The organism is Pollutimonas sp. M17, assembly GCF_025836975.1.
GTDB lineage: Bacteria > Pseudomonadota > Gammaproteobacteria > Burkholderiales > Burkholderiaceae_B.
In genome coordinates, this window is the sequence record NZ_CP107548.1 from 1,517,077 (window position 1) to 1,537,866 (window position 20,790).

Annotated in this window: 19 protein-coding genes, 4 pseudogenes and 1 other annotated feature; of the genes and pseudogenes, 6 read left to right on the forward strand and 17 right to left on the reverse strand. The window is 58.0% G+C overall.

The window, feature by feature from the left end; all coding sequences use genetic code 11:
• Positions 1–56 precede the first annotated feature (56 nt).
• The 7 genes and pseudogenes from OEG81_RS07300 to OEG81_RS07330 form a co-directional block, all read right to left on the reverse strand.
• A complete protein-coding gene (locus tag OEG81_RS07300) occupies positions 57–302 on the reverse strand; it encodes a DUF2274 domain-containing protein (protein WP_264132062.1) in 246 nt (81 codons plus the stop codon).
• A pseudogene (locus tag OEG81_RS07305) lies at positions 299–574 on the reverse strand (TrbI/VirB10 family protein); the annotation flags it as partial. The pseudogene OEG81_RS07305 and the gene OEG81_RS07300, both read right to left, overlap by 4 nt.
• Positions 575–773: 199 nt before the next feature.
• Entirely contained in the window at positions 774–1,514 is a 741-nt protein-coding gene (locus OEG81_RS07310; protein ID WP_264132063.1) for an SDR family oxidoreductase, read from the reverse strand.
• A 31-nt stretch (positions 1,515–1,545) separates the two neighbouring features.
• The gene (locus tag OEG81_RS07315) at positions 1,546–2,199 is read right to left on the reverse strand and encodes a flavodoxin family protein (protein ID WP_264132064.1); all 654 of its coding nucleotides are present in this window, start codon (positions 2,197–2,199) and stop codon (positions 1,546–1,548) included.
• Positions 2,200–2,228: 29 nt separating this feature from the next.
• Positions 2,229–3,143: an SDR family oxidoreductase gene (locus tag OEG81_RS07320; protein ID WP_264132065.1), complete on the reverse strand. Its 915-nt coding sequence runs from the start codon at positions 3,141–3,143 to the stop codon at positions 2,229–2,231.
• A gap of 15 nt (positions 3,144–3,158) precedes the next feature.
• The gene (locus OEG81_RS07325) at positions 3,159–4,079 is read right to left on the reverse strand and encodes an NADP-dependent oxidoreductase (protein ID WP_264132066.1); all 921 of its coding nucleotides are present in this window, start codon (positions 4,077–4,079) and stop codon (positions 3,159–3,161) included.
• A gap of 25 nt (positions 4,080–4,104) precedes the next feature.
• Positions 4,105–4,551 carry an ester cyclase gene (locus OEG81_RS07330; RefSeq protein WP_264132067.1) on the reverse strand — a complete coding sequence of 149 codons (447 nt, stop codon included), beginning with the start codon at positions 4,549–4,551 and terminating at the stop codon, positions 4,105–4,107.
• 94 nt (positions 4,552–4,645) lie between these two features.
• Between OEG81_RS07330 and OEG81_RS07335 the strand changes: the two genes are divergently transcribed.
• Positions 4,646–5,557, forward strand: coding sequence for a LysR family transcriptional regulator (locus OEG81_RS07335; RefSeq protein ID WP_264132068.1), 912 nt, complete (start codon positions 4,646–4,648; stop codon positions 5,555–5,557).
• Between the two features lie 213 nt (positions 5,558–5,770).
• Here the strand turns inward: OEG81_RS07335 and OEG81_RS18150 are convergent.
• A pseudogene (locus OEG81_RS18150) lies at positions 5,771–5,986 on the reverse strand (DUF3363 domain-containing protein); the annotation flags it as partial.
• A 301-nt stretch (positions 5,987–6,287) separates the two neighbouring features.
• Here OEG81_RS18150 and OEG81_RS07345 point away from each other — a divergent pair.
• The 5 genes and pseudogenes from OEG81_RS07345 to OEG81_RS07365 form a co-directional block, all read left to right on the forward strand.
• Positions 6,288–6,492, forward strand: a pseudogene (locus tag OEG81_RS07345) (DUF3363 domain-containing protein); the annotation flags it as partial.
• Between the two features lie 157 nt (positions 6,493–6,649).
• Positions 6,650–7,886: pseudogene (locus tag OEG81_RS07350) on the forward strand (IS3 family transposase).
• Positions 6,928–7,044: a sequence feature (AL1L pseudoknot), on the forward strand. (Overlaps the previous pseudogene by 117 nt.)
• Positions 7,887–8,020: 134 nt before the next feature.
• Entirely contained in the window at positions 8,021–9,304 is a 1,284-nt protein-coding gene (gene drt3a, locus OEG81_RS07355; RefSeq protein ID WP_014861253.1) for an antiviral reverse transcriptase Drt3a, read from the forward strand.
• Between the two features lie 9 nt (positions 9,305–9,313).
• Positions 9,314–11,269 (forward strand): antiviral reverse transcriptase Drt3b, encoded by a 1,956-nt coding sequence (gene drt3b, locus OEG81_RS07360; protein ID WP_014861254.1) that lies wholly within the window; start codon positions 9,314–9,316, stop codon positions 11,267–11,269.
• 346 nt (positions 11,270–11,615) lie between these two features.
• Positions 11,616–11,978 carry a hypothetical protein gene (locus OEG81_RS07365; protein WP_264130851.1) on the forward strand — a complete coding sequence of 121 codons (363 nt, stop codon included), beginning with the start codon at positions 11,616–11,618 and terminating at the stop codon, positions 11,976–11,978.
• 1 nt (position 11,979) lies between these two features.
• Here the strand turns inward: OEG81_RS07365 and tnpC are convergent, their stop codons facing one another.
• The 9 genes from tnpC to OEG81_RS07410 all read right to left on the reverse strand — a co-directional run bounded on the left by tnpC (position 11,980) and on the right by OEG81_RS07410 (position 20,765).
• Entirely contained in the window at positions 11,980–13,572 is a 1,593-nt protein-coding gene (gene tnpC, locus OEG81_RS07370) for an IS66 family transposase (RefSeq protein ID WP_264130850.1), read from the reverse strand.
• A 91-nt stretch (positions 13,573–13,663) separates the two neighbouring features.
• Positions 13,664–14,008 (reverse strand): IS66 family insertion sequence element accessory protein TnpB, encoded by a 345-nt coding sequence (gene tnpB / locus OEG81_RS07375; RefSeq protein ID WP_264130849.1) that lies wholly within the window; start codon positions 14,006–14,008, stop codon positions 13,664–13,666.
• Positions 14,005–14,403 (reverse strand): IS66-like element accessory protein TnpA, encoded by a 399-nt coding sequence (gene tnpA / locus OEG81_RS07380; protein ID WP_264130848.1) that lies wholly within the window; start codon positions 14,401–14,403, stop codon positions 14,005–14,007. Before tnpA ends, tnpB begins: the two co-directional genes overlap by 4 nt.
• 64 nt (positions 14,404–14,467) lie before the next feature.
• Positions 14,468–14,923 (reverse strand): JAB domain-containing protein, encoded by a 456-nt coding sequence (locus OEG81_RS07385; protein ID WP_317135376.1) that lies wholly within the window; start codon positions 14,921–14,923, stop codon positions 14,468–14,470.
• Positions 14,924–15,257: 334 nt separating this feature from the next.
• Positions 15,258–16,424: a PDDEXK nuclease domain-containing protein gene (locus tag OEG81_RS07390; protein ID WP_264132069.1), complete on the reverse strand. Its 1,167-nt coding sequence runs from the start codon at positions 16,422–16,424 to the stop codon at positions 15,258–15,260.
• Entirely contained in the window at positions 16,421–17,620 is a 1,200-nt protein-coding gene (locus OEG81_RS07395; RefSeq protein WP_264132070.1) for a tyrosine-type recombinase/integrase, read from the reverse strand. Before OEG81_RS07395 ends, OEG81_RS07390 begins: the two co-directional genes overlap by 4 nt.
• A 211-nt stretch (positions 17,621–17,831) precedes the next feature.
• Complete coding sequence (locus tag OEG81_RS07400; RefSeq protein ID WP_264132071.1) at positions 17,832–19,232, reverse strand: saccharopine dehydrogenase family protein; 1,401 nt, start codon at positions 19,230–19,232, stop codon at positions 17,832–17,834.
• A 39-nt stretch (positions 19,233–19,271) separates the two neighbouring features.
• A complete protein-coding gene (locus OEG81_RS07405; RefSeq protein ID WP_264132072.1) occupies positions 19,272–20,375 on the reverse strand; it encodes a carboxynorspermidine decarboxylase in 1,104 nt (367 codons plus the stop codon).
• 6 nt (positions 20,376–20,381) lie between these two features.
• Positions 20,382–20,765, reverse strand: a complete 384-nt coding sequence (locus OEG81_RS07410; protein ID WP_264132073.1) for a helix-turn-helix transcriptional regulator — start codon at positions 20,763–20,765, stop codon at positions 20,382–20,384.
• Positions 20,766–20,790: the final 25 nt, after the last annotated feature.

Below are 20,790 nucleotides of genomic sequence, written 5' to 3' on the forward strand. Positions count from 1 at the left end.
AAGGACGCGCAGCCTGGGGCTGCGCGTTCGATGGCTGCCGTTGGATTGCGACGCCATCATGCCGGCTTCGATGGCGCGCTCCGGGTTGCCGTGCCTTTCCTGAACCCCCGATCCCTCGCCATGAACGCCTCCAGCATGTGCGGGATCAGCGTGGCGGCATCGACTGTCTCGCCATATGCCTGCGCGTGCAGCGAGGCGTAGCGGTCGAGGTCGGCTTTCAGGCTGGCCGGGCAGGCAAAGGTCAGCTTGACGTTCTCGGTCTTGGGCAGCGGCCCGAGCCGCAGTTTCTTGGTCGCGCTCATTGCGAAGCTCCCCGATTGAAGAACAGAGGCTGGTAGGGCCGCAGCACCAGATCCCGGTTGACGATGATCCGCACCGGCAGGCCTGGCCGCTCGGTCAGCGTCGGCTGGATGTTCATGTTGCGCCGGGTGATCTCCTGGCCGACCTGATTGATGCTGTCCTGGGCGCTGACGCGCCCGGCGACGAAGATGCGGTTGCCATCCTGGCGGTTCTCCGGCGCGGCCAGCTCGGTGCTGACGCCCAGCAGCGTCGTCAGCACAGCACCGGCCGCGACAGACGTCTTCCTGACCAACGATGGTTCCAAACTCGTCAAGCGGCTGCAGACTCAGGCGCAACAGGCACTGGCGCCGCTCATCGAGCAGCTCAGTGCGTCAGATCGGCAGCTCCTTCAGGAGCTGCTTCAGCGGATGCTCGAAACCCGCAGGGGTTGATGGCCAGATGTCTCGGTGCATCGCGATCGGCCGGGTCAGGGCTCAGGCGAATCCGCCGTTGACCCGAACAACTTGGGAGTTCACCCACGCGCCGTCCGTCCCAACCAGGAAAGAGACTGCGTTGGCGATGTCCACCGGCTGGCCCAGACGCTCCATAGGAGACATCTTGGCCAGCATCGCGATCTGATCCTCGGTCTTGCCGTTGAAGAACAACTCCGTGGCGACAGGTCCCGGAGCAATCGCATTCACCGTGATGTTGCGACCACGCAGTTCATTGGCAAGCACGTGCACCAGACCTTCAACGGCGGACTTGGACGCAATGTACGGCCCATAGCCCGGCGTGGCCTTGGCGATGACGCTGGTGGACAGGGCCACGATGCGCCCCCCGTCGCCAAGCACTTCAGCGGCCTTGGCCAAAACGAGGAATGTGCCCCGCACGTTCGCCATCATCAGCCTGTCCAGCACAGCCACGTTGTCCGTCTTGATCGGTGCGAGATCCATGATGCCAGCATTGCTGACCACCGCATCCAGTCGGCCGAACGCTTGCTGGACCGATGAGAACAACCTTGTCACATCGTCGGCATCAGCGACGTTGCCCTGGACTGCAATGGCAGTGCCGCCTTTCGCCTGAATCTCTGCCACTACGGCATCGGCCTGCGGCTTGTTGTTGACGTAACCGATGGCGACGGCAAAACCATCGGCTGCGAGCCGCAGCGCAATGTCCTTGCCAATACCGCGGGATGCGCCCGTCACGATGGCTGCTTTACTGGGTTTGGTACTCATGTCATAGCTCTTGGTAGCAGTTGGAATGGTGTCAGGCGGTCGCCGGCGGCGGCAGCGAGCCGGATCTTTCGGTCCCATCAGCCGCAGTGAGACGAGTTGCTTGTCGGGTTATGCCGCTTCGGTCCAGCACGATGTCCGCGATATGACGACCGAAGCGGATGGCTGTGCCAAAGTCCTGAGGGTCTAGCTGGCCAGGCTGAGGCGAGGGGCTGATGTTCTGCCCCATCACTCCGAGGTTCGAGCCCAACCGATTGGTGCCGTCGGGTTGCCGCGGCAGTCCGTCGTAGCCGATCCAGATCATGCCGTGCTGCGCGGCAAGGACGTTGAGGTACATGAGCGTCAGCAGCTTGTCGCCGCTAGGGCTGTTGCTGATGGTCATGCCGGCGGCGAACTTGTTCCGCCACTTCTGCTGGAACCAAATCGGCGCCGTTGCGTCCGCGAAGGCTTTGAACTGCGCCGCCGGACCACCCATGAACGTTGGGGTTGCGAAAACCACGGCCGGGGACAGCGTGATCGCGTCAAGAATCCCATCGTTGGCCCAGCGGCCCGCCTGAATGTCTCGACCCTCGATACGAAGCAACTGCGCCTCGACGCCACTGGCTTCCACCACGCCTTTGGCCGCTGCTTCCACGATCTGCAGCGTGGAGCCAGACTGCGAGAAATAGATGAATGTGATCGGATTCATAGGAATGGAGGCGACAGCGGCTGATGGAGTTACGGCATCTGGCGAGGCGCCGGTGGGGCGAGGTCTTCCAGACCCATCTGGCGCAGGAAGGCGACCTGCTTTTCGTGGTACACCGCGTCGATCGCTTCGGTGCCCTTGCGCTGGCCGTCAATGACTACGCGGAAGGGACGTTGGCCGCGTGGCATGGCCAGCACATCGACAGCGGCTTGGCCGACTGCCGAAACATCCAACGCGTCACCGTTGGCCGCATCAATCGCATTGAGCCGATCACCCAAGCTCGCGATCCGATCAGGCAAATCACCATACTGCTGCTCGATCGCGAGGTACTCAGGAGCGTTGGAGTGTGCGAAGTGCTCGGTTCCAGAGGTGAAGGCACCCGGGACCAGGATCACGCTTTCGATGCCAAAGGGTCGCACCTCCATGCCCATGATCTCGGCTATTGCGTCGCCTGCGGCCTTGCTGGCGATATAAGGGCCAAGGAACGGTTCGTGCAGGCGAGCGGTCGTGCTGCCTACATACATCAGGAGGCCATATCCCTGACGACGCATTGCCGGCAGAACTGCGCGATTGACGCGCAGCCAGGAGAGTGCATTGGTGTCGATGATGCGTGCAGCTTGTTCAACAGAGAACGCCTCGGTGATGCCGGTCATCAGCATGCCGGCGTTGTTTACCACGACATCGAGGCGGCCCTGCTTGGCGAGAATCTGATTGACCGCAGCTTGACAGGCGACCTCGGACAGCACATCAAGTTCGACGACGTCCAAGGAAAGATTTTCCTTTCGCGCGACTTCCAGCAACGCATCGGTTCGTTCGCGATTCGTCTGCTGAATCTCGCGCATGCTGGCGTAGACTTGGTGCCCGGCACGCGCCAGCGACAAGGCGACCGCCCGGCCGATGCCAGATCCCGCTCCTGTTACCAGCACCACTTGCTTGTTCTGTTTCATGACGAACTCCGGGAATCACTTGCTCAGGCGCACGAGAACCTTGCCGCGTGCGTGTCCGGTGGCCAGTTTCTCCAGCGCCGAACGTGCTTCATCTAGCGGGAAGATCGAGTCGGTGATGATCTGGAGGTGCCCGGCTTGGAACTGTCGGACGGCTTCCGGCAGATAGGGTGTTGCGCTTGCGAAGAACACGAACTCACCCGCCTGTTCGCCCCTGGGCTTGATGCCGAACTCCACGAGGCTCGCGATACGTCCGCCGGCACGGAGCACCGACCAAGACTTCTCAAGCGTCTCGCCGCCGATCGTGTCGAGCACGAGGTCGATGTCGCGCACCTGGGTGAAGTCCTCCGTGCGGTAGTCGATGACTTCATCCGCCCCGAGGCTCTTCGCCAATTCGACGTTCCTGGCCGACGCCGTGGCGATGACATGGGCGCCCGCATGGTGGGCCTGCTGGACGGCCATGCTGCCGACGCCTCCCGCTGCAGCATGGATCAGAACCCGCTGCCCGCGCTGAAGCTGACCGACGTCAAAGAGACCCTGCCTTGCCGTGCCGAATGCGGTCGGCAAGGCCGCCGCCTGTTCGAAGCTCATCTCTGCCGGAAGGACGCAGAGGTCCGATGCCTCGATCACCACGGTCCTGCCGAACGCGCCACCCGCACTCGGCGCAGTGCGGCCGAACACGCGATCTCCGGGCCTGATGTTCGTCACCTTCGCGCCGACTGCATCGACCACACCGCTGAAATCGGTGCCCGGAACGTACGGAAAGTCGACCGGAAACACTTGCTGCATGTATCCGGCGATGATCTTCAAATCCAGCGGGTTCGCGCCCGCGACTTCGACGCACACAAGGGCGTCGTTCGGCCCCAGGTCACGTGAACCGATTTCGCCGACCGTGATGAGATCGGCGCCACCGAAGGCTTTGAGAAGTGCTGCTTTCATGGGATGCCTCATTGAATTGAGTTGATCAGGCTTGCTTTGGAAACTGGCCAAGCTGGAGGAAAAGGCCGAACCAGTCCTCCATGTGCCAGGTCGTGGTGATGCGCTTTCCATCGAGCGTGTGGAACTCGTGGAGACGGAAGCTCACCTTCTTTCCGGTGGGCGCGATGCCGAAGATTTCGCCCTGATGCGTGCCGCTGATCTCGGCGCGAACGCCGATCCTGCCGGGCTCCTGGATCATGTCGTGGACGGTGATGCGAACGTCCGAGAATGCCTGCGCGACCCCTTGGATGATGGGCTTGACGCCGTCCGGGCCGGCACCCTGCCCGGGGGCCAGCGGGATGTCGTCCCACGATGGAGCGAGGACGTCATCGACCAGATCGGGGTTCTTGTCGCTGAACGCCTTATAGAAGGTTTCCACGGCCTGGCGTTCAGTACGAAGTCGTTCGGAGACTTCGGTGTTGGAGGTACTCATTGCTTTTCGCTTCCAGTTGTTGTCGGTGGTGGAATTCTGGGGATGGCAGTAAAATCCGTCCAACAAATAGCCTATATATGTATTTATTCGTCATATGGATTTTCATGGCATCGATCTGAACCTGCTGGTGGCTTTCGACGCCCTGATGAACGAGCGGAACGTGACTCGCGCTGCGACCCAGGTCGGCGTAAGTCAGCCGGCGATGAGTGCAGCGCTTTCCAGGTTGCGCAAGCTCTTCGGCGACCCGCTGTTCTTACGCAGCGCCGATGGCCTGCTACCTACAGCGCGTGCACGCGACTTGTCCGGGCCTATCGCCCAAGCGTTGGGACAGATCGAGTCCACGCTCGTGAAGAAGCCCAAGTTCCTGCCCGAGAAGGCTTCGCTGACTTTCAAACTGGGACTTTCTGACTATCCAGCCTTCGTGCTGCTGCCTTCACTGCTGCAGGCCCTTGGCGAAAAGGCGCCAGGCGTGTCATTGAATGTGCATGCTTTCAACGACAGAGACCACGCGGTCGATCTGTTGGATGCGGGTGCCATTGATGCGGCCATCGGCGTGCCGCCCACACATGCTGATGGCCGAATACTGATGCAGCCTGTTCTTCGAGACGAATTCGTCACGATCGTCGCCAATGACCATCCGGCGGCCAGGCGCGGGATGAGCATGAAGAACTACCTGGAGTTGCCGCACGTCCTCGTGTCTCCCGAAGGCGAGTTGTACGGGATCGTGGATCAGGCGCTTGCGCAACAGGGCAAGAAGCGCAAGCTCGCGCTGACGTTGCCGCAGATGTTTGCGGTGCCGGCCATCGTGGCCCAAACGAGCATGACGGCTACCGTCATGAAGCGAGTCGCCCTTCACTCGCCGGTCGGCCGCAGGTTGGTGCTATTTCCGCCTCCAGTCGCATTGCCTGAAATCGCATTCGACCTGATTTGGCATCGGCGCAGTGACTCTCATCCCGCACAGCTTTGGTTCAGAGGATTTATCGCAGAGCATGCTGCATCGCTGTGACCAGTTTGCCTCTGATCGTCGCGTCACCACGCACGAGCGCACGCATCGTGATTCAACGCAAAAGTGGATCCGTAATCGGATTGTGCCCGGTGCCGCTGATCTGGGCAAACACGCGCTGTTCTAGCGATATTGAGGTTTGAGCGGCCCGCTAATCATCACCCTGATCCCAGTACCCAATTAGCAGATAAGCGGCTCCCGATGTCGTCCCCACTCCTACGGTGCCGCGCTCCCACGGATCGTCACAGCGAGCTGCTGTCCTAGCTGCTGCCCGATCACCGTCTTCCACGACACCAGCGAGAAACCCATGCCGTCGCCGAACATCGCTTAACGGCCGCTGACGAGCACGACGCTGCGTCGGTAGATGCTGGCCACGCGCTGGCCGTCCACAACGGCGCGATGCGCCAAGCCGCTTTCGGCGGCAATGTCCTTCAGATATGCGACTTCGCCTCGCAGCAGACCGAAGCCGGAGTCGATGTAGATGGAAAAGATGTTGAGGAAATGGTCGATGACCGAAACGTCGTTCATTGCTGGTCCTACGCCGAAACGCTTCTTCCGTCGAAGCTGGTCAGGATCAGCGGCAGGTCAGCCACGCTTGGTATTCCTCCGGCCCGGCCTTTCCCGAGAGAAATGGCGCAGGTCGGCCTGGACCACCCGGACGCATCACTCCTCGTCATGCACGCCACTGCGACACCACGCGTGTAGCACATGCAACTGCACCGGGTCGGCAACCGCCGACCAGAACATGCCGACTGTCGATGGCGTCTACCGCACCGATCATCAACTAGCTCGCGCGACGTCAGGCCGCGCCCGACCGCGGCCCGCGTGAGGTGGTTGCCGTGCACGTGCGCCGGCTCGATGCCCTGCGCCGCGCCGACATCGTGCAGTGCGAGGTCGAAGGTGTCTGGCAAGTGCCTGACGACTTGGCCGACCAGGGGAACGAATTATTCAAACGCTGAATGAGCAGTGTATGCCCGGCATCGCTTCGAGAGCCAGGTCCACGCCACGCGGGTGGTTGCCGACTGGACCGCCTTTTACAACCAGCTGAATCAAACCGGGTTTTGAGGAGGCTCTAATTCTTGAGAGAATGGAGCCATGAGCAAGAACAACAAGTTTTCCCCTGAAGTACGTGAACGCGCGGTGCGCCTGGTCCAGGCGCATCGTGATGAGTACCGGTCGCTGTGGGCGGCAGTCGAGTCTATTGCACCGAAGATCGGCTGCACCCCAACGACCCTACTGGATTGGATTAAGCGATCGGAAGTCAACAACGGGACCCGTCCCGGCGTGACGACAGAAGAGCGCGAGCGCCTCAAGGCGTTAGAGAAGGAGAACCGTGAATTGCGGCGGGCCAACGAGATTCTGAAGTCGGCCAGCGCTTTTTTCGCCCAGGCGGCGCTCGACCGCGAACTGAAGAAGTAAACGCCTATCTCGATCAGCACCGGGATCTGTACGGGGTCGAGCCGATCTGCAAGGTATTGCAGGTCGCTCCGTCAGCTTACAGGCGCTACGCCGCCCGGTGTCGGCAACCACAACTGCGTAGTCAGCGAGCCCAGAAGGACGAACAACTGCGCCCCCAGATCTATCGAGTCTGGGAGCAGAACTTTCGTGGCTACGGAGCCCGCAAAGTCTGGAAGCAGATGAATCGCGAGAGCATTCGCGTGGCGCGCTGTACGGTCGAACGTCTGATGGGCGACTTAGGCATTGAAGGGGTGCGTCGTGGCAAGCGGGTGCGCACCACAGTGCCCGATAGCGCAGCGGCCTGTCCGCAAGATCTGGTACGGCGCCAGTTCGAGGCAGATCGTCCAAACCGGCTCTGGGTAGCGGATTTCACCTACGTTTCCACTTGGCAAGGATGGCTGTATGTGGCCTTTATTATTGACGCTTATGCCAAACGGATTGTCGGCTGGCGCGCCTCCAGCAGCATGACGACGGACTTCGTTCTGGATGCGCTTGAGCAAGCTGTATACGACCGTCGCCCCAGTCAGGCAGACGGCCTGATTCACCATTCGGATCGCGGGTCGCCCAATACGTGTCCATTCGCTATTCCGAGCGCCTAGGTGAAGCCGGCATTAACCCTTCCGTCGGCAACACTGGAAGTGCATACGACAACGCCCTCGCTGAAACAATCAACGGTCTATACAAAACGGAAGTGATTCACCGCAGGGCACCTTGGAAGACCAAGGCTGCCGTGGAGCTGGCCACGTTGGAATGGGTGTCTTGGTTCAACCACCAGCGCTTGCTCGGATCGATCGGTGATATCCCGCCAGCCGAGGCCGAAGAGCGTTACTATCGACAACTTGCAGCACCGGCTGCGGAACCTGTTTTACTTTAACCAAACAGCCTCCGCGATTCCCGGTGTGATTCACGCTATTGATTTTCGCGATGAAGTGACATCGGCTTATGAGACACGGGCATCCGTACTAGGCTGCATTTTTGATTAACGATTTGAAGTAAGGGGAGGAGTAGATGTCGAGGTCATCTTCATTCGATCAATCTTTTTGTATCAAGACGCTTGAACGCGTGCTATGGAAGAGAGATTTCCTCGGGGTTCCTGCTGCTGGTCAAGCTGCCTTGCGAGACCAGCTCCTCAGTCAAGCACTTATATCTGCCATTTCCCATTTTGATCCCCCATCCGCACCTCTGACAGGCTTTCCTCTTAAAGGGAAAACTGTTTATCGCTTGGCCAGACATCAAGACGAGCTGGTGGAGCGAAAACTTCGACTGAACTTAAAGAGGTGTACTTCACTAGCCGTGGATGGGCGATCTCAGATCGTCAAAAACCTCAAGCTCCTTTTAGAAGAAGGAGTTCCCTATCGGGTTTATCGTCTGGATATTCGATCATTCTTCGAGTCTTTCCAGAAGGATCATGTCCTTGATGCTGTTACCAGCATCAAGAATTTGAGTCCGCATAGCAGAAAACTAATCGAGTCTCTGCTTAACGCCCATGCTGCAATTGGAGGCCGTGGCGTACCAAGGGGGCTGTCTATTAGTGCTGTCCTATCGGAAATTTTGATGCGGGATTTCGATCAGAAGGTACGCTGGGCCAGCAATACATTTTACTACTCTCGCTATGTCGATGACATAATTATTGTCTCGTCGGCAAGAGAGGAGGAGAAAGATTTTCTGCGTGATTTGTGCACTTGGCTTCCTCCCGGACTTGAATTAAATCCAGATAAGAAAAATATTGTCGCAGCGGCGGCCAGGGTGGAAAAGGAAAGTTCCGCAATCGCGCCAAACCTCCTTCAGTTCGACTATCTTGGGTATCAGTTTTTGGTCAAAAATCCCACGAAACAGGAAGCGGGAAAAACGAAGGATGGGGAGCTTTATCGAAAAGTCCACGTGGATATTGCAAGGAAAAAGATCAAACGAATGAAAACAAGAATTGTTCGATCATTTCTAAGCTATGCCAAGTCGAATGACTGGGGATTACTCCGTGATCGCGTAGCATTTTTGACGCAGAATTTCAGCGTTTACAACCCGAAAGCTGGCGGGAAGAAAATCGCTGGAATATATCATAGCTATCCATTGGTATCAGAAGGTGCTGCCGGTCTGAAGGAATTGGATAGATTTCTGAGAAATGCAGTGCTCTCGAAAAATGGCCGAGTTTTTCCGATAACGAATGCAATGCTTTCTGCGCATCAGAAACGTCAATTGCTAACGCGAAGTTTTGCAAAGGGGCACAGTAGCCGCAGCTTCGTTCACTTCTCGGCGACAAGAATATCTCAGATCCAGAGCTGCTGGATTTACTAGGGCGATAAAATGAAGAAAAATAGAATTCGTCGCAGCGACTACAACAGGGTTCTTATTACTGAGACTACCCCATTTGAAACCCCAATCGTTTTTTCAAATGATGGTCTCTATGATCAGATTGCCGCCCTAGATAGCGTCGGACACGTGCAACGTGCCGTCATCAAATCTCTGGTTTTGTATGAGGGGGTCAGTAAACCACCAAACTCGACCATACCATATACATATAAAATCAAGAAGGACTCAAAGAGCTTTCGGCGTCTTGCTCTATTGCATCCAGCTTCTCAATGGAAAGCCAGGATCTTCTATGAAAAATATGAGCAACTAATAATTCATTATTGCTCAATAAGTCCGGCATCTATCCGCGCGCCAAAAACGGTTGCAAGCAGCTTTTATTCAAAAAGCTCCTGGGAAAATATTAATAAATACAAAACCGGCTCCATCGCTCTCGATGGTCTCGATAGATATGCCAAGCATGCGCCCTCATTTTTTTCGTATCGAGGATATGACCGTCTGTATAAATTCTTCAACTCGAGAGATTATCTTGCACTGGAGAAGAGGTTTTCTTTTTTAAAGACGCTTGATGTCACAAAATGTTTTGACAGTATCTATACACACTGCCTTTCCTGGGCAGTTAAGGATAAGCCCTTCACAAAATCGCATGTCTCTGTCTCCTCGACCTTTGCCCAAGAGTTTGATGGGGTCATTCGTCACGGGAATCATAATGAAACCAATGGAATCCCAATAGGGCCTGAGGTGAGCCGGGTATTTGCTGAGATACTATTTCAGGAAATTGATAGAAGGGTAATTCAATCGCTAGCGGATTTAAAATTCAAGCAGGACTATGAATTTCGACGCTACGTAGATGATGTTTTTATATTTGCTCGAAATGAGTCCATTGCGAATAGAATTCATGATAAGTATGCAGACGTTCTAATTGATTTCAATCTTCATACAAATACAGCAAAGTCAACATGCATAGGGAGGCCGTTCTCCTCATCCAAGGCAAGGCTTGTCTATGATGCTGGGCAACAAGCCAATTCATTTTTTGACAAGTTTCTGGATCAAACTGGGATGGGGGTGCTCAGCCCCAGAGAAATTCATAACACGTGGAAATTAACCAAAAGCTACATTGATTCAGTGAAGGCTCTATGTCATTCAAATGACGCGACCTACGATGAGATTGCCTCGTTCTTAATTTCAGTAATTACTGAGCGAGTCAAGAGGCTGGTGAATCATGATGATCCCTCTGATGCCATCCAAGATAGTGGATATGTTGATGCGTTTGTTGTGCTGCTCGATGTGTTGTTCTTCCTTTACAGTGTTGCTCCCTCGGTTGGTGCGTCGTACAAACTTAGTACATCCTTGATTTTGGCCGCACGATTCAGCAAGAAACATCTATCCGCCGGATATCCAACCGTACACCAAAAGATTTTCGATCTAACCTGCTCTTTACTGCATGATCAATGTGGCATGAAACATGCCAGCGATATTGAAGGATTTGTACATCTTGAATCATTTAATATCGCGCTAGCAACGCGGGAGCTGGGGGATAATCACCTGTTGCCACCAGAGATTATTGATGAGCTTTTTGTTAGTGCGGGAAAATTGACATACTTTACCATTGTTGCCTCTCTGTTCTATGTGCGAGATTCCAACATGTACCAAGGGTTGCGAAAGAAGCTTTTGGATGCGGCAGTGGAAAAACTATCCGATCTTTCTGATATTTTGATGAATAGCGAAAAAGCCCACCTCCTACTCGATCTCCTTTCGTGCCCCTACGTGCCTGATAAGCAAAAGACCACTTGGATAAAAAGCCTATTTAAAATCCTTCAATTTACCCAGCCCAGCAAAGCGGATTTTCAGGTATTTTTGGCAGGTATTAGTACAAGCCATGCGCAAGTGGATTGGAAGGATATTGATCTCCTCAATTCTTTAGAGAAGAAGGAGCTGAAGCAGGCGTATTAGGTTACACTTCCCCTCGAAGGAAGGGTGTCCCCTCATCTTCTACTGGTTCACCAGTGGCTGAAGCCGGTTCTCGCAAGGGCGCCATTCAGCATCGACTCATGCGTATGGTCAGCAATGGCAGGAAGTACGGGGCGGTGCTTGAGCGGTGCAGAAGTCGCTTCGGTGACTTTTGCATCCACACACTCAGTGGGGCCCCTTCCTTCACCTCCATTTGTCGAAGCAAAAAGGGGCCGAAGCCCCAGGATCAGATGTAATGCTCCGGCCTGTACCGTCTTGACCGCGCGGGCTCAACAATCCATTCACAATTAAAATCGGCCTTCACCTCTTACCGACATTTAGGCCTGATATGGATCATGAGACCATCAATCGCAATTTAATTATCATTTTGCCCAAGCAACCGGCGTTAGACTGGATCATAAGCGTTGATCCGCAACCGATTCAAGGACTGACGCTGGAGGAATTGCGCCAGGAGCAAGAGGTCTATTTGTTAGCAGGTGGAACGGTCAACACCCCAGAGCAAGCCGAACAGTGGGCGTTGCAGCGCTTTAGCAATCTGTTCGCTACGTTTTTGCACGGTTGGTTTACTGACGATTCGCTATGGCCTAAGCGCCGAACCCGTAAAATGTTCAAGGAATGGTTTGAGGTGCAATACCACTCGACGATTTGGGATTTGTCGACAGACCCTCTTGAACACGAGTCGTGGGACTGATCTATTGCGTTGAGGCGCTGGGCAGGTTCACATTCCAGGGCAACAATTCGTCGACTTGATTGACCGGATGGTCAGCAATCACGGTCAAGACATGACGCAGATACGCCTGGGGATTGATGTCGTTTAACTTGGCTGTGCCAAGTAGGCTGTACATGGTGGCGGCGCGTTCACCGCCCGCGTCGGATCCCAGGAACAGGTAGTTTTTCCTGCCCAGGGCTACCCCGCGCAGCGCCCGCTCGGCGGTGTTGTTATCAATCTCGATGCGGCCATCGTCCAGATAACGCACCAGTGCCTGCCACTGGTTCATGGCATAAGTGATGGCGTCAGCCGTATTCGATTTGCGTGAGAGGGTCGCCAACTGCTCGCGCAACCAGTCATGCAGCGCGAAGACGATGGGTTTGGCGTGTTCCTGGCGAGCCCTTCGCCGTACGTCCGCTGGGCTACCGCGGATGCTGGACTCAATCTTGTAGAGTGCGGCGATCCGATCAAGCACGTGCGTCGTAATGGGCGTGGCACTTTTAACGTGGATGTCGTAGAACTTACGTCGGGCGTGCGCCCAGCATCCGGCCTCTAGCACACGGCCTGTTTCATAAATCTTGTCGTATCCGGCAAACGCATCGGCCTGTAGGATACCGATATAATCCTTCAGGTGCGTTTGCGGGTGGATGCCGCGCCGATCAGGCGAGTAACGTATCCACATGGCCGGCGCCGTCGTGTCGCCACTGGGACGATCATCGCGGGCATAGACCCACAGGCGCGCCTGACGTGTCTTACCGGTTCCCGGCGCAAGTACGTTGATCGGCGTATCGTCAGTATGCAGTTTGTCGGCACTAAAGATGTGGCGCCGTAGCGCCTCCAGTAAGGGGCGCAGCAATTGGTGCACCCCACCGACCCAGTCACCGACAGTGCTCTCACTTAAACTCACGTTCTCGCGCTCGTAGATCTGGCACTGGCGATATAGCGGCTGATGGTCCAGATATTTGCTGACCATGACATGGCTCAGTAGCCCCGGCCCCGCGAAGCTGCGGACAAGGGGGCGGCTGGGCGCGGGCGCTTGCGCCATCCGCTCGCAACAGCTGCACGCCAGGCGTGGGCGCACATGGCGAATGATTCTAAAGCTGGCCGGCACGTGCTCCAGCACGTTGCTCACGTCCTCGCCCAAGCGTGTCCACGCGCCGCCGCAATCGGGGCAGGCTGGCTCGCTCGGAAGATGTTCGTGCACGTCGCACGGCAAGTGCTCGGGTAATGGCCGACGCTGCGGGGCCGGGCGCGAGGCAGGTGCCTGGGCCGATTCGACCCTTTGCGCGCGTTCGCCCTGGTTGATGTGCAACTCTTCGAGCTCAAGCTGCAATTGATCGATCTGCGCACTGAGCTTCTCGGACTTCTGGCCGAACAGCGCGCGCCGTAGTTTATCGAGCAACAGGGTCAGACGAGCAATTTCTTGCTTATCGCCCTGCTTATCCTGACGCAGGGCTTCGCGCTCTTCCTGCCACGCCGCGCGCTCTTGCTCGAAGGCATCGATCTGGGCAGATTTGGCCGACAGCAACGCCTTCAGGGCATCGATATTGTCGGGCAGTTGGGCGCGGTTGAACATGGCCGTTATTATACTAAATAACGACTATTTTCTCTATGAATAAAAGGCTGAAAGACCAATAAAAATGCGGCTCTCAAGCGTTTTATTAACGCTAGGCCTGAGTCGGTTTATGCGTGCGAGCGGGCCGACGCCAGTCGATCCCCTCGAGCAGCATCGATAGCTGCGCGGAGGTCAGATGCACGGCCCCTGATTCGGCGCTGGGCCACACGAAATGACCGTGTTCCAAGCGCTTTGCCAGCAGACACATGCCGTCGCCACTCCACCACAGCACCTTGATGCGATCGCCCTTGCGCCCACGAAAGACAAATACGTGGCCGCTGAAGGGGTCTTCAAGCAGCGTGGCCTGGACCGTTGTCGCCAGGCCATCGAAGCCACGACGCATATCGGTCGCACCGGCTGCCAGCCAGACCCGGGTTCCTGCCGGTAAGCCGATCATTCTCGTAGCGCCTGAATGAGGCAGCGTAACGTAGACAAGTCCGCTGCGCCATGGATCACGACACGCGCGGCTGGGAAGATCAGTTCGACGCCAGAGATCGCCGGCCTATCTTGCCCGTCAATTATCTTGGCCGGTTGGCGCGGTGCGGATACCGGTGGCGCCGCTATCTGCACCGGCAGCAGCAACGGCCCTTGGCTAATTGGCCCGAAGTCGCCACGCCGATACTGCCAGCGCCAATTGTGCAATTGGTTGGCATTGATGCCGTGCGCCAGCGCAACCCGTGCAATGGACGCACCACCCGCCATCGATTCCTGCACCACCTGACGTTTGTATCCGACCGGATAGCGGCGCCGAGGGCTCGCAGAAGAACTCATTACCGAAAGAGAATCGCTCATTGAAATACGTGTACATCTGAAAAAATACATGGACACGTATCTTGATGAGATTTAACCGAGACTTCTAGACGGTACAGGGCGGGCCGTTACGGCCCAGCGCCTCCTTGAGCCGTTGGGTCAGCGCCCGGTCGGCAGCGCTTGGCTCCGGGTTCCCGCTCGGATGGTTGTGGCTGACGATCACCGCTGCCGCATTGAGCCGCAGAGCCTCTTTGACCACTTCGCGCGGATACACCGAAGCACCGTCGATGGTGCCGTGGAACATCTCCCGGTATTCGATCAGCCGATGGCGCGTGTCCATGAACAGCAACGCGAATACCTCATGCTCGAAGCCGGCCAGCTTGGTGCGCAGGTACTCCTTGACTGCCGCCGGAGAAGTGAACTCGGCACCGCGCTGCATCTTCCGGTCGATCACGTGGCGCGCCGCTTCCAGAATGTCGTCGGCCGACGCCGGCAGATAGCGCCCGTGTGCGTCGCGCACCAACAGCGAAAAATCGGATGAGGAAAAGGACAGTTGCGACATGATCGTACTCCGGTTGCTCGGGCGGAATTGCCCGGAACCGTGGCCAGCACGGCGCAGCGCAAGCAGTCAGGGATCGAAGACGGCTGACAGGCCGAAAGCGTGCGAGCACGCGCAGTCATTGACGGCGAGAACGCCGTGATACGGTGAAGGGAACAGCAAGACCGCCTATACCCCACTCAGCCACACACCCGCCGTTGGCAAGTGCGCAGCACGCGCAGGCCCGGATCAACGATCCAGGCCGAAGGCGTCAGGGATCAGCGCCGAATGGCTGTGATTCGGCACGAAGAACGGGGCGCAGCCCGCGAGCCCGACGGCGGTACGCCGGGACGCACGACTATGGCTTGTCGTCCTTGAGGGAAAGCGCTCCGCGCGATTCGAGCAGGCGCCGCGTCTTCTCCAACTCTTTTTGCAGCAACTCGGCATCCGGCAGTACCGTCCGATAGTTGGCTGCCATCACCTTGGTCGGCAAGCCATCTAGCGCATACCGCGCCAGGGCATGGCCTTTGTCTGCGCACAGGATCAGGCCCACCGGCGGATTCTCATCCGCATAGGCCCAATGCTCCTTGGCATAGTTGCAATACATATGCATCTGGCCCACGTCAGCATGGGTCAGACTGCCTAGCTTCAGGTCGATGATGACCAGGCAGCGCAGCTTCCGATGAAAGAACAGCAGATCCACCCGATACCAGGTCTGGTCGATGCGCAACCGGCGCTGCCGCCCGACGAAGGTGAAGCCTTCACCCAGCTCCAGCAGGAAGTCTTCCAGCCGCTGAATCAAGGCCGCTTCCAGGTCGGATTCCGAATACTCGTCCTTGAGGTCGAGGAACTCCAACACATACGGGTCTTTGATCGCATCGTTGGGCGTGACGGCATCCTCGGGCTTGGCCACCGAACCCTTAACCAGCATCGCCGCCTTGTCCTTGGACAAGGCCGTGCGTTCATAAAACTGGCTTCCAATCTGCCGATCGAGCTGGCGGACGCTCCAGCCGCCGCGCAGCGCCTCGGTCTCGTAGAACTGACGGGCATGGTCATCCTTGACCGACAGCAGCCGGACATAGGCCGACCACGGCAGGGTGAAGACCTGGGCCAGTTCGGAGAGGTCGAATTTCCGAGACACTGTCTCGGAATTCTCTATGGGCAGTCGGGTTCCAGATTTCCGAGACAGTGTCTCGGAAATTGCCGCAAGGGGGTAAGCGACGAAAAAGCGCCGCATGTTTTCCAAGTTGTCCGGACTGAACCCGCGCCCAAATCGCTCCGTCAGATCGGCGGACAAGCGTTCCATCAACTGCTCGCCGTAACCGGCCCGCCGCCTGCCTTTCTGCTCGGCCTCGACGATCCGGCGGCCAATCTCCCAATAGCTGGCCGTCATCAGCGCATTGACACTGCGCGCCGCTGCCTGGCGCGCTGCATCCAGCAGCTCCACGATGCCGCCGTGGATGCCGGCATAGCCAGCCGGTAAGACGGTGCGTTTCCCCGCTGCCACAGACGTCTTCCTTGTCATGCTGTCACCTCCATAGAACGTGATGCCCCGGTAATCGCCAGCCGCCGATTCGCCACCAATTCGGCGGCATCCCGCACCGGTTTGTCCTCGGTATGAACATAGTGCATAAACATCGCCACGGTCTTGTGACCTGTGAGCTTCATGCCCACCTTGGTCGGCACGCCCGAGTTGGCAATATCGGTCGTCGCCCGGTGGCGGATGCCATGCGTACCAACGTGAGGCACGCCAGCAGCCTTGAGCACGCGCGTCCAGCCTCCGTAGTGCTCACCGTGGGTCATGTGCCGGGTCGGATCGTTCGGCGACGGCAGGACGTAGGGGCAACCTTTCCGGCGCGGCGCGGTGGACAACAGTCGATAGGCTTCCTCGCTCATGGGCTTGGAGATACCGCCGGTCTTGCTGTCGGGCCAGACGACGCGGCGCTTTTCCAGATCAATCCAGCCCCATTCCAGTGGGCAGATTTCGGAGCGGCGGGCGGCAAACTCGAATTGCAGGCGGATCGCCAGCGGGATAACGTAGTTTTCCAGTCCTTCTGCCTCCAGGTGTTCCAGGTGGCGGAAGATCCGCACCAGTTCGTCGTCCACGATGAGTCGGGTTTCATTGCCGGGCGGGTACATCGGTACATGGCGGCACGGATTCGTGCCGTCAGGGCGTAGCCCCCACACTTCGGCCAGGTTGAACATCTTGCGCAGCACGCCAAAGGTGCGATTCGCCTCGGCCTGCTTGTAGGCCAGCTTCTTCATCAGCGCAGCCACGTCCGGGCGCTTCACGTCCTGCACCTTCATCCGGCCCATGATCGGGATGATGCAGCGGTCAATCACGCCCTGATAGCCGCGTTGTGTGCTGGGCTTGTTGCGCTGCTTGGAGTAGTCCTCCATGAAGGTGTAGCAATACTCCTTCATGGTCGGCGCCTTGCGGGCGGCATTCTTGGCCGCGCTGGGGTCGCCGCCCCGGCGAACCTCGGCCAGCCACTCCTGCGCCATGACGCGGGCCTGCTCGACGGTCAGTTCGCCGTATCGCCCCAGGGCGGGCTTGCGGCGCTCGCCGGCGTTTGTGCGGTACTGGAGCATGAACACCTTGCGGCCCGCCGGGGTGATCTTGCACAGGAAGCCAGGCACCACGGTATCCCGCAGTTCGACGGCCTTGTCTTGGGGTTGTGCCGCATCGACTGCGGACTTGGTGAGCTTGATCTTCGCCATGATGACTCCTCGGAAAGCCCGGTTTCCAAGAGCCGCATGGGAGCCACGCGAGGGGAAGCCGGGTCAAGTTTCGGAAAGCACCGGCATATGTTGAACTCGCCTAAGTGATTGATAAACCTGCTGTATCGAGCCTTGGCGTAGTCCAGCAAAATGCGATGCTGGAGTCATCGTGAAACAAAAAAAGCCCCAGGCTGAGCTGGGGCGGCATCGTTCAGGAGACATTGCGGGTCACGGCCATCTGGCCGCCGCCGGCCAGCGGCGGCTTGGCGAACGGCCTTTCCTTGCCCACCGCGCGTCCGGCCTTGGCGTAGTAGCCGGCGGGCGCCTTGTCGCTGCGCCTGGCCGATTCCGTAGACGTCGCGGCGGATTCTTCCCTGGGGTTCAGCACACGGTCGTCCTGTCCATCGCGTACACGGGTCACCAGACCCATGCGGTTCATCAGCTCGATGAAGGGCCGGGGGTCGAGCTCCTCGACGTTGGCCATGTGCCCGACGTCCCACACGCCGTCCGCGATCAGCATGGCCGCCGCAACCACGGGTACGCCGGCGGTGTAGGAAATGGCCTGGCTGCCGACTTCATCGTAGCTTTCCTTGTGGTCGCAGATGTTGTAGATGAGGACTTCCCGCGGCTTGCCGTTTTTCGTGCCTTTGACCAGGTCGCCTATGCAGGTCTTGCCCGTGTAGCCGGGGGCCAGCGAGGCGGGATCGGGCAGCACGGCCTTGACGACCTTGAGCGGCACGACTTCCAGGCCTTCGGCGGTAAGCACGGGTTTTTCAGAAAGCAGGCCCAGGTTCTTCAGCACCGTGAAGACATTGATGTAATGATCGCCGAAGCCCATCCAGAAGCGGATGTTGGGCACGCCCAGGTGCCTGGACATGGAATGCAGCTCGTCGTGGCCGGTCAGGTAGGTGGTGTTCTTGCCAACGACCGGCATGTCCCATTCCTGGCGGCGCTCGAACATGGCGTTGGCCTTCCATTGGCTTTTCTCCCAGGACCAGACCGTCGAGGTGAACTCGCGGAAGTTGATTTCCGGGTCGAAGTTGGTGGCGAAGTAGCGGCCGTGGCTGCCCGCGTTGATGTCGATGATGTCGATCGAGTCGACCTTGTCGAAATAGGTGTCCAGGGCGAAGCGCCCATAGGCATTGACCACGCCGGGGTCGAAGCCGGCGCCCAGTATCGCGGTGACGCCGGCCTGCCGGCAGGCCTCGCGGCGCTTCCACTCATAGTTGCCGTACCAGGGCGGCGCTTCGCAAACCTTGGCGGGGTCTTCGTGGATGGCGGTATCCAGGTAGGCGGCGCCGGTCTCTATGCAGGCCGTCATGACGGACATATTCAGGAAGGGCGAGCCGACATTGATGACGATCTGGCTGCCGGTGGAGCGGATCAGGGCTTTGGTGGCTTCGACGTCCAGGGCATCCAGCTCGTGAGCCTGCAAGCGGCCAGGACCACACTGGCTGTCTTTTTCCTTGACGGACGCAATAATCGCCTGGCATTTTTCAAGCGTGCGCGAGGCAATGTGAATGTCGCCCAGCAAAACATTGTTCTGGGCGCATTTATGTGCCGCCACATGGGCCACGCCGCCGGCGCCGATGATAAGGACATTGCGTTTCATTGGATAATCCCCTAATTCGTGAAAACAAGAGCAGTGCTGTCAGGACAGACTGTTGACGTAGTCGTCAAAGGAAAATTCGCGCACGGCGCGCACGGAGCCATCGGCTTCCCTGACGGCGATCGACGGCATGTGGACGCCGTTGAACCAGTTTTTCTTGACCATGGTGTAGGCCGCGGCGTCGCGGATCGAGATGCGGTCGCCCACTTGCAGGGGTTCGGCAAAACGGGCCTCGCCGAATATGTCGCCCGCCAGGCAGGTCTTGCCGCACACCATGTAGTGATGGTCGCCTGTTTCATCCCCCATGGGCGCGGTCTCGCGGTAGATGAGCAGATCCAGCATATGAGCCTCGGTGGAACTGTCGACCACGGCCAGGTGCTTGCCGTTGAAGCCCACGTCCAGCACGCTGACTTCCAGGGTCGTGCTGTGGCGCACCGCCGCCTCGCCCGGTTCCAGATAGACCTGCACGCCATGGTCCTGCGCGAAGCGGCGCAGGCGCTCGCAGAATGCATCCACGGGGTAGCCCGGCGCGGTAAAGCTGATGCCGCCACCCAGGCTGACCCATTTCAGCCGCTTGAAAATAGTGCCATAGCGCTGCTCGGCCTGGGTGAGCAATTCGTCGAAGCGCGCAAAATCGTTGTTTTCGCAATTGTTGTGGATCATGACGCCGTCCAGCTGATCCAGGATCGGCACGATGCGTTCGGGGTCGCCCTCGCCAAGACGGCTGTGAGCCCGGGCGGGATCGGCCAGGTCGAAACCGGCGCAACTGATGCCGGGATTGAGGCGCAGCCCGATGGGCTTGCCCTGTGCGAACGAGGCGAAGCGCTGCAACTGGCTGACCGAATTGAAAATGATCTTGTCGCAGTGCGCCACGACTTCTTCGATTTCGTGGTCGGCGAAGGCGACGCTGTAGGCATGGGTTTCGCCGCCGAATCTCTGGTGGCCCAGCTTGACCTCGTAAAGCGAGGAGGATGTGGTGCCATCCATGTGCCGGCGCATCAGGTCGAATACCGACCAGGTGGCAAAGCATTTGAGGGCCAGCAGTACCTTGGCGCCCGAATGCTCGCGTATGTGGTCTATGGTTTCGAGGTTGCGCAGCAGGGCGGGCTTGTCGATGAGATAGTAAGGGGTGGGTATGGTGTGCATCGTTGATCAGGTGGCCGGCAGGCTGCTGGAGCCGGAGGGTTCAAGGTTGATGTCTTTGTGCATTGCGCCACCTTTCTTGCCCAGCCGCTCGATGAGCAGGGGAGGGCGGTTTGGAAACGTGGCCATGATCTGCAAGGTGCCTCCGACGCTTTCTATGTAGTGCTGCAAGGTGGAAACCAGCATGTCGTCCTGCTTTTCGATCCGGGAAACCGTTCCCTGACCGACACCCAACGCATGCGCAAGGTCTTCTTGCGTATGCATCGTGGCTTTGCGCAGGTCTTTCAGCGTGGCCACTTTGGCGATGAGCGGGGCAACGCTTCCGTTCATGTCGATTTGCTTGGGTTCATTGCCAGCGGCTGCCGTTTTCGCCTTGTTGGGCTTCTTGGGCATGTTCAGTCCTTTGCCTGGTTGACCG